Genomic DNA, 1,167 nt, shown 5'->3' with positions numbered 1-1,167 from the left:
GGACGCCGGGCTGCTGGACACCGCCGTGGTCACGATCCGCTACGACAACGGGGCGATCGCCACCGCCGAGGCCAGCTTCGCCGCCGCCTACGGCTACGACACCCGGGCGGAGGCCTTCGGCTCCGCCGGGATGGTCACCGCCGGGGATCTGGCGGCCTCGAGCCTGCGCTACTACGGGCCCGAGGGCATCGGCATCGACACGGTGCGCGCCGACACCCAGTCCATGCGCGGGGCCTACACCGGAGAGCTGCAGGCCTTCGTCGACACCGCCCTGGGGCGGCCCGTCGACGGGCCGGGGGTCGGGGCCGCCGAGGACGCGCTGCGGATCGCGCTGGGCTGCGTCGAGTCCTGCCGCACCGGTGCCCCGGTCGAGCTCTCGGTCGCGGAGGCCACCCGGTGAGCGGGTTCACCCTGGCCGCCAACGCGGAGATGCTCTATGGCGACCTGCCGTTCACCCAGCGGGTGCGCCGGCTGCACGAGGCCGGGTTCGAGGTCGAGATCTGGGACTGGACCACCAAGGACCTGCCCGCCCTGGCCGCCACCGGGGCCCGGTTCGGGTCGATGACCGGCTACGTGCGCGGGGCCCTGGTCGACCCGGACGGGGCCGCCGCGCTGCTGCGCACCGCCGAGGACTCCCTGGCGGCGGCGGCGGTCCTCGACTGCCCGCGGCTCAACGTCCACGGCACCGGCCTGGATGACAAGGGCCTGCCCGTGGTCGCCCACGAGGTCGTGACCGGGGCGGACTGGCTGGCCGCGGCCCGCACCCTGGAGCGCCTCGCCGTCCTGGGGGAGCGCCACGGGCGGGTCTTCACCCTGGAGAACCTCAACACCGCCCTCGACCACCCCGGGGTGCCCTTCGGACGGGCCCAGGACACCCTGGCCCTGGTCGCGGCGGTGGACAGCCCGCACCTGCGGCTGAACCTGGACCTGTACCACGCCCAGATCGGGGAGGGGAACCTGGTGGAGCTGTGCGCCCGGGCCCTTCCGTATATCGGGGAGATCCAGGTTGCCGACGTGCCCGGGCGCTGCGAGCCCGGCACCGGGGAGATCCACTACCCGCGCATCGCCGCGGCCCTGACCGAGATGGGATACGACGGAGTGGTCGCCATGGAGGCCTTCGCCGCCGGCGACCCCGACGTCGCCCTGGGACGCTTCCGCGACGCCTTC

At 74.6% G+C, this 1,167-nt stretch carries 2 protein-coding genes; both read left to right on the top strand.

The genetic code is table 11. The annotated features are described in order from the left end of the window. On the top strand, positions 1-400 hold a 400-nt coding region (locus ACFU0Y_RS18240), incomplete at its 5' end, for a Gfo/Idh/MocA family oxidoreductase (protein ID WP_380216389.1). Then, positions 397-1,167 (top strand): TIM barrel protein (locus ACFU0Y_RS18235; protein WP_380216387.1); only part of this gene is annotated, 771 nt, incomplete at its 3' end. The genes ACFU0Y_RS18240 and ACFU0Y_RS18235, both read left to right, overlap by 4 nt.

Origin of the sequence: Kocuria sp. NPDC057446 (assembly GCF_042802875.1) — a bacterium.
GTDB lineage: Bacteria > Actinomycetota > Actinomycetes > Actinomycetales > Micrococcaceae > Kocuria.
The sequence above is the reverse complement of the archived record's forward strand: the minus strand, read 5'-3'. Positions and strand labels throughout refer to the sequence as shown.